Source organism: Acinetobacter sp. ANC 4973 (assembly GCF_002135275.1).
Lineage (GTDB): Bacteria > Pseudomonadota > Gammaproteobacteria > Pseudomonadales > Moraxellaceae > Acinetobacter > Acinetobacter kyonggiensis.
This window is the reverse complement of sequence record NZ_NEGM01000019.1, coordinates 23,976-31,748: the sequence shown is the minus strand read 5'-3', so window position 1 is coordinate 31,748 and position 7,773 is coordinate 23,976. Positions and strand designations below refer to the sequence as shown.

Annotated in this window: 7 protein-coding genes and 1 rRNA gene; all 8 read left to right on the top strand. The window is 39.0% G+C overall.

Translation table 11 applies throughout. The annotated features are described in order from the left end of the window. Window positions 1-69 precede the first annotated feature (69 nt). The 8 genes from rrf to hisC all read left to right on the top strand — a co-directional run bounded on the left by rrf (window position 70) and on the right by hisC (window position 7,772). Window positions 70-184: ribosomal RNA gene (gene rrf / locus B9T30_RS14855) — 5S ribosomal RNA — on the top strand. Window positions 185-789: 605 nt separating this feature from the next. After that, window positions 790-2,250 (top strand): RNA polymerase factor sigma-54, encoded by a 1,461-nt coding sequence (locus B9T30_RS14850; RefSeq protein WP_086185687.1) that lies wholly within the window; start codon window positions 790-792, stop codon window positions 2,248-2,250. Between the two features lie 171 nt (window positions 2,251-2,421). Beyond that, window positions 2,422-2,754: a ribosome hibernation-promoting factor, HPF/YfiA family gene (gene hpf / locus B9T30_RS14845; protein WP_086164554.1), complete on the top strand. Its 333-nt coding sequence runs from the start codon at window positions 2,422-2,424 to the stop codon at window positions 2,752-2,754. A gap of 136 nt (window positions 2,755-2,890) precedes the next feature. Next, the gene (gene ibaG, locus B9T30_RS14840; protein ID WP_004650949.1) at window positions 2,891-3,142 is read left to right on the top strand and encodes a BolA family iron metabolism protein IbaG; all 252 of its coding nucleotides are present in this window, start codon (window positions 2,891-2,893) and stop codon (window positions 3,140-3,142) included. A gap of 6 nt (window positions 3,143-3,148) precedes the next feature. Next, on the top strand, window positions 3,149-4,405 hold the full coding sequence (gene murA / locus B9T30_RS14835) for a UDP-N-acetylglucosamine 1-carboxyvinyltransferase (protein WP_086185686.1): 1,257 nt from the start codon (window positions 3,149-3,151) through the stop codon (window positions 4,403-4,405). Next, window positions 4,405-5,100: an ATP phosphoribosyltransferase gene (gene hisG / locus B9T30_RS14830; protein ID WP_086164552.1), complete on the top strand. Its 696-nt coding sequence runs from the start codon at window positions 4,405-4,407 to the stop codon at window positions 5,098-5,100. The genes murA and hisG overlap by 1 nt, the downstream gene beginning before the upstream one ends. Before the next feature lie 218 nt (window positions 5,101-5,318). Further along, window positions 5,319-6,608 carry a histidinol dehydrogenase gene (gene hisD, locus B9T30_RS14825; protein ID WP_086185685.1) on the top strand — a complete coding sequence of 430 codons (1,290 nt, stop codon included), beginning with the start codon at window positions 5,319-5,321 and terminating at the stop codon, window positions 6,606-6,608. 75 nt (window positions 6,609-6,683) lie between these two features. Continuing rightward, window positions 6,684-7,772 (top strand): histidinol-phosphate transaminase, encoded by a 1,089-nt coding sequence (gene hisC, locus B9T30_RS14820; protein WP_086185684.1) that lies wholly within the window; start codon window positions 6,684-6,686, stop codon window positions 7,770-7,772. Window position 7,773 lies beyond the last annotated feature (1 nt).

Genomic DNA, 7,773 nt, shown 5'->3' with positions numbered 1-7,773 from the left:
TGGAAAAAGCGAAGGCATACACTGAAAAGTGCATAAATAAGACCCAAGCAAGTATCCATAAACAGTTGTGCTGGCGACAATAGCAAGAGTGAACCACCTGATCCCTTCCCGAACTCAGAAGTGAAACCTCTTCGCGCTGATGGTAGTGTGGGGTTACCCATGTGAGAGTAAGTCATCGCCAGCTCATTATTCCTAAAACACCCCCAACCTAAACGTTGGGGGTGTTTTTTTATGTGGGGAATTTGATTTAAGATCATTTATTTAGGGGAGGTGGATCGATCTAACCACTTTACATACAAAATAATGATCAAAATACGCTGTCGGGCTGAAGTTTACTTTTTAAAAATTATTACTATCGCATCGTTTAATAAGAATTGGTTTTAAATTTCGGCTTTTAATACAAAAATTAAGCATTGTGAAGTTGAGTTTATTGATATTTTAACTGCTAGATAATAAAAAATCCTTGTTATTTTGATATAGCGCTTTTCTTTATTTGATGAGTTGGGTGTGTTTCTGTAATGATTTATACTTAAATTTATTATGATTTTTAGCTGAAAGGCTTTTATTTTTTAGTACTTTAATTGTCTATTGTTTTTGGAAATATAAAAATAGGTTGCTGGTTTGTAGTCTCTATATGTTTTTATCAATATGGGTAGATATGTGGAAATTATTAGATTTTTCTTTTAATCTATTTTTTAATTTATATTATTTTGAATGAAATTATGTTATAAAAATATAAAGCGGCATGAAAATTGCTTATAAAAAATATTGAAAAAGAGTAGAGGTAATATGAAGTTATCGGTTGGATTAAAAGTTGCGAACTCCTTGTCGTTGACACCGCAGTTGCAGCAGGCCATTCGTTTGCTTCAGCTCTCGAGTTTGGAACTTGAGCAAGAAATTCAAACTCAATTGGATAGTAACCCTTTATTAGAAAAAGTAGAAGAGCAGTCGAATATAGAGAGTTTATCTTCTTTACAGGAGCAAGAAAAAGAACATGACAATAAAGATTTGACCAATGAATTGAATGCCAATACTTTACCTGATGATTTACCCGTTGATACGGATTGGGATGATATTTATAGTCATCAGCCAACGAGTCTAGGTTCACCTGAATATGAGGAGCGTGAGGATAACCGTCAAGGGCATTTGGGTTTAAAAGAGCACATGCTTGAACAGATTAATTTATTGCATTTTTCACAAGTTGATCGCCTGATTGCGCATTGTATTGTTGATTCCTTAGATGAAAAGGGTTTTTTAGATGCAGAAATCGCTGAAATAACAACCTCAGTTCAGCATTTACTGGAGTCTATGGATTACGATGATGAAGTTGAAGATGATGAAGTTATTGTTGTTTTAAAGCATATTCAGCATCTTGATCCGCCTGGGGTGGCATCACGTAATTTAGCCGAATGTTTGTTGGTACAATTAGAAAGTTTACCCGTACAAACAGCATGTCGTCGTGAAGCAATAATTTTACTAAACCATTATGAATTATTAATTTCTAATGAATTACCAAAACTGGTAAAACAGACTGGTTTAAATCCAGATCAATTAAAATGTGCTGTTGATTTATTGAAAACATTGAAAGCCTATCCGGGAATGGAGTTTGAAGAAAAAGATTCAGACTATCAAATTCCAGATATTGTGGTGATGAAGAAAAATGCACATTGGCAAGTACAATTAAATCCAGACATTATGCCGAAATTACGCATTAATTCTTTTTATGCCAACATGATTAAACGTGCAGATCAAAGCAATGATAATCAATATTTACGTAATCAAATGTTAGATGCTAAAAATTTTATTAAAAGTGTGGATGAACGACATAAGACCTTATTAAAAGTTGCTACATGTATTGTTGAGCATCAAAAGATGTTTTTAGAAATTGGTGCGGAAGGGATGAAGCCTTTGGTGCTGCGTGATGTTGCAGAAGAAGTGGATTTACATGAATCTACGGTATCACGTGTGACGACAAATAAATTTATGCTGACACCACGTGGTTTATTTGAACTGAAATATTTCTTCTCCAGTCATGTCGCGACAACGTCGGGTGGAGAAGCCTCCTCAATTGCAATTCGTGCGAAAATTAAAAAACTCATTTCTGAAGAAAATCCGCGTAAACCCTTGTCAGATAATATTATTGCGACTTTATTAAAAGAGGATGGGGTTGATGTCGCACGTCGAACCGTTGCTAAATATAGAGAGTCGTTACATATTCCATCATCTTCTGAACGAAAAGTGTTGATCTAAATTTTAAAGTGTGGCTATTCTAGAGGTTCATTATGACAAGATAATGAATCTCTTTTTTACTTAAGGAATAGCCAGAATGATTTAATGTTGAATGTGCAGGATTTTTTTTGCTGTCATTAGATCGACTTGGCAATTCCTTTATTACCCTAAAAGAAGGTGAGGGATAGAACTATGCAAATAACAATCCGTGGTCATCATTTAACTATCACCCCTGCAATTGAAGAAGATATTCGGCTTAAATTTTCGCAAATGACCAAGCATCTAGATCAAATAAATAGCATGCAGGTGAAACTCTCAAAAGATCATCAAATTGATAAACATTCTAAAAAAGGCAGTGACAATCATATTGCTGAAGCGATTATTCGTTTACCTGGAATAGAAATGTTTGCTCAAGCCAGTGCGGATGATATGTATACTTCGATTAAAAAATTAACAGAAAAACTTAAACGACAATTGCATAAACATCGGAAAATGCAGGTCGAGTATCAGCCTTTACTGGTATAGTTTGGTTTTTTAAATAAAAAGAGGTTTTTAGTGACCTCTTTTTTTATAGATAAAATGTTATACGTTAATGATTTATTTTTCATATTTATAGTAAAATGGCAGGTTTACACCGTTGGTCCTATAAGAGGTCTTTGTGATGAATAGTGAACAGCTCACTGAAATTTTAAAAGCTGCTTTTCCAGAGGCTGAAGTTGCGGTTAGTGGGCAAGGCGGTAAGTTTGATCTTCGAATCGTTGATGAACAATTTGAGGGAAAACGTCCTGTCGCACGTCAACAAACGGTTTATGCTCCGTTAAATTCATATATTGCCAGCGGTGAAGTACACGCGGTAACTATTCGTGCAATGACCAAAGAAGAATGGCGTAAAGCAAGCTTATTCGGAGCTTAGAACTAAATGGATAAATTTTTAATTCAGGGCGGCGTTAAGCTCGAAGGTGAAGTACGCATCTCTGGTGCAAAAAATGCAGCGTTGCCTTTACTTGCAGCCATGATTCTTGCAGATAGCCCGATTACTTTGACCAATGTGCCGAACCTTAAGGATGTCAATACTTTAGTTCAATTGATTGGCGGTTTAGGTGTTCAAATTTCTTATGAAGGTGACACAGTTAAAGCTGATGTTTCGACATTGGATAATCAGTTTGCACCCTATGAATTGGTGAAAACCATGCGTGCATCCATTTTAGTGCTGGGTCCATTATTAGCGCGTTATGGTAGTGCACAAGTGTCACTTCCAGGGGGTTGCGCGATTGGTTCACGTCCAGTGGATCAGCATTTAAAAGCACTAGAAGCTTTAGGTGCGCATATTGAAGTTGAAAATGGTTATGTACATGCCAAAGTCGATGGTCGCTTAAAAGGTGGCGAAGTTGTCTTTGATATGGTGACGGTTGGTGGAACTGAAAATATTCTAACTGCTGCGGTATTGGCGGATGGTGTAACCACCATTCGTAATGCGGCACGTGAACCTGAAATTACTGACCTTGCGCTCATGCTCATTAAAATGGGCGCAAAAATTGAAGGTCTAGATACAGATACATTGGTTGTGACTGGTGTGGAAAGTTTACATGGCTGTGAATATGCTGTGGTTGCTGACCGTATTGAAACGGGTTCATATCTTGCTGCTGCTGCAATTACTGGTGGTAAAGTGAAAACTACACATACGGATCCAAATCTTCTTGAAGCTGTGTTAGACAAATTCGAAGAAATGGGTGCCGAAGTGACGCGCGGTGAAGATTGGATTGAACTTGATATGATGGGCAAACGTCCGAAAGCAGTCAGCTTCCAAACCTTACCTCATCCAGAATTTCCAACCGATATGCAAGCACAAATTATGGCTGTGAATGCCATTGGTCGTGGTTTCGCAACGATTTCTGAAACGATTTTTGAAAACCGGTTTATGCATGTGCCTGAGCTTTCTCGTATGGGCGCAAATATTCAGGTTGAAGGTAATGATGCTGTTGTGACTGGTGTAGACAAACTTTCTGCAGCGCCAGTGATGGCAACCGATTTACGTGCTTCATTCTCTTTAGTTTTGGCTGCTTTAGCAGCGGAAGGGGAAACATTGATTGACCGTATTTATCATATTGATCGCGGTTATGAAGATATTGAAGCAAAGTTACAGGGTTTAGGTGCCCAAATTAAGCGAGTAAGTTAATGAGTGATATGAGAAACGATGATCCAAACTTTGACGTAATGGGCAATTTTGATCATGGTTTAACTTTAGCATTAAGCAAAGGACGTATCTTAAAAGAAACTTTACCGTTGCTTGAAACAGCAGGAATTAACTTACTGGAAGATCCAGATAAATCACGTAAGTTAATTTTTCCGACCACCCATAAACAGGTGCGTATTTTAATTTTACGTGCTTCAGATGTACCGACTTATGTAGAAAATGGTGCGGCTGATTTGGGTGTTGCGGGTAAAGATGTGTTGATGGAACATGGTGCACAAAATGTGTATGAGCCACTCGACTTGAAAATTGCCAACTGTAAACTGATGACCGCAGGTAAGGTTGGCATGGTTCGCCCGAAAGGCCGTTTAAAGATTGCCACGAAATATGTAAACCTGACGCGTCAATATTATGCGAGCTTGGGTGAGCAGGTTGATGTGATTAAGCTTTATGGTTCGATGGAACTTGCACCATTGGTTGGTTTAGGCGATTACATTGTTGATGTCGTTGATACAGGTAATACACTTCGTGCCAATGGTCTTGAGCCACTTGAAGAAATTTGTACAGTTTCTTCTCGCCTCATTGTCAATAAAGCCAGTTTTAAGCGTAAGCAAATGCTGTTAAATCCAATTTTAGCGCAGCTTGAAAAAGCAGTTGCTGAGCGTCAAAGCCAAAAATAAGTCTTGGTCTTGTTTGGATTATCAAAAACCGTCGTGAATCACGACGGTTTTTTTATGGTTAATGTTTGGCTGTTTAAAAATACCAATAAAATAATTTGCCGAATCATTTCAAAAGTTATTTTCTATGAAGCTTGAGCGATAGATATGCTATTGATATCCAAAAATGCAACGAAACAAGGTAAACTAATCTTTTCTTCATTCACCTTGTAGGTAAATTGATGCGACGTTTATCGACTCAAGATCAAGACTTTCAACAAGTCTTTGCCGATTTATTGGCGTTCGAAACAGTCAACGATCCAGAATTGTTAAAAACAGTAGACCAAATCATTGCAGATGTTCGTGAACATGGCGATGAACATGTTTTAAAACTCACACAACAGTTCGATCGACATCCTGCGCATCAATTCTCAGATTTGGAACTGACTCAAGATGCATTAAAAGCGGCATTTGAGGGCTTAAATAGCGAAGTGCGTGAAGCTTTGGAGCTTGCAGCAAGTCGTATTCGTGAATTCCATCAAGTGCAAAAGCAAGAAGGCTGGACCTATGTGGATGCGTTAGGAAATACGCTAGGTCAAAAAATTACACCACTTGATCGTGTCGGAATTTATGTACCGGGTGGTTTGGCCTCGTATCCGTCTTCAGTGCTGATGAACGCTGTACCTGCACATGTTGCGGGTGTGCCTGAAATTATTATGGTGGTGCCTGCGCCAAAGGGTGAGTTAAATCCATTGGTTTTAGCCGCTGCCTATTTAGCAGGTGTAAGCCGCGTCTTTACCATTGGTGGAGCGCAAGCTGTTGCAGCTTTAGCGTATGGTACAGAAACCATTCCATCGGTTGATAAAATTACTGGACCGGGAAACCGCTTCGTTGCTGCGGCAAAACGTGCGGTATTCGGTCAAGTCGGGATCGATATGATTGCTGGGCCATCTGAAATTTTGGTCTATGCAGAAGGTGAGAACAATGCGCAATGGTTGGCGATGGATCTGTTGTCACAAGCTGAACATGACACTGTTGCCCAAGCGATTTTCATCACACCAGATGAACAACTTTTAAATGACGTTGAACAAGCCATTGAAGAGCATTTAGCGAATTTACCAAAAGCTGAAATTGCACGTACTTCAATTGCCAATCGTGGTGCACTTATTTTGGTGAAAGATCGTGCTGAGGCGATTGAGCTGATTAACCAAGTAGCGGCTGAGCATTTAGAGCTGTGTTTAGATGAAGCTCAAGAAATGGCGGAAGATATTCGTCATGCTGGTGCGATTTTTATGGGGCGTTATACCCCTGAAGCGATTGGCGATTATTGTGCAGGGCCAAACCACGTATTACCGACATCGGGTACGGCACGCTTTTCATCGCCATTGGGTGTGTATGATTTCCAAAAACGTTCCAGCTTGATTATGTGCTCGCAAGAGGGGGTAAAAAGCCTTGCGAAAACCGCTGATATTTTGGCACAAGAAGAAAACTTGGATGCACATGCACGTTCAGCACGTTATCGTTATCAATAAGCTTTGATTGATATAAAAGGCTGATTGATCAGCCTTTTTTTAAGCCTATAACAGATTTGATTGAGATATTGAAAGATGAACATTACAACAGAACAAATGCGGTTTTGGAGTCCTGAAGTACGTGAATTAGAACCGTATGTACCGGGTGAGCAACCGAAAATCCAAAACTTACTTAAATTAAATACCAATGAAAATCCATATCCGCCATCACCGAAAGTAGTCGCAGCGGTACAAGCCGTTTTGGCTGATTCTGCCGATGTATTACGTTTATATCCAGATCCAGATGCTTCTGCATTAAAGCAAGCGATTGCGATGCAGCAGAATGTTGATGTTGCAAATGTCTTTGTCGGTAATGGTTCAGATGAAGTTTTAGCCCATATTTTTAAAGCATTTTTTGTGCAAAATAAGCCTATCCTTTATCCTGATATTACCTATAGTTTCTATCCCGTTTATAGTCAATTTTTTGCAGTCAAAACCAAAATATTACCATTGAATGATGATTTTGAAATTGTGCTAGACGATTATAAACAAGCCAATGGCGGTATCATTATTACCAATCCTAATGCACCGACCAGTATTGCGCTGGGGGTATCTGCGATTGAAGAAGTGTTGCAAGCCAACCCGAATTCAGTGGTGGTGATTGATGAGGCTTATGTTGATTTTGGTGCGCAATCTGCGGTCAGCTTAGTTGAAAAATACGAAAACTTAGTGGTGTGTCAAACCACATCGAAATCACGATCACTTGCGGGTTTGCGTGTCGGTTTTGCAATTGCGCAGCCCCATTTAATTGCTGGGCTTGAAGCGGTCAAAAACAGTTTTAATTCTTATCCAATGGATCGTTTTGCCATTGCAGCTGCGGTTGCTTCATTTGAGGATCAAGCTTACTTTGAAGCACAATGCCAAAAAGTGATCGCAAGCCGTGACAAGCTGGTGACCGAATTAGAAAGCATGGGTTTTAAGGTTTTACCATCGAAAGCCAATTTTATTTTTGCATCATTACCCAGCAAAGATGCGGGTGAACTGGCTGCACAATTACGTGAACAAGGGATTATTGTGCGCTATTTCAATAAACCGCGTATCAACCAATTCTTACGTATTACCATTGGTACGGATGAGCAAAATAAACGTCTAGTAGATACCTTAAAAAATGATATCTTAGCTTAAG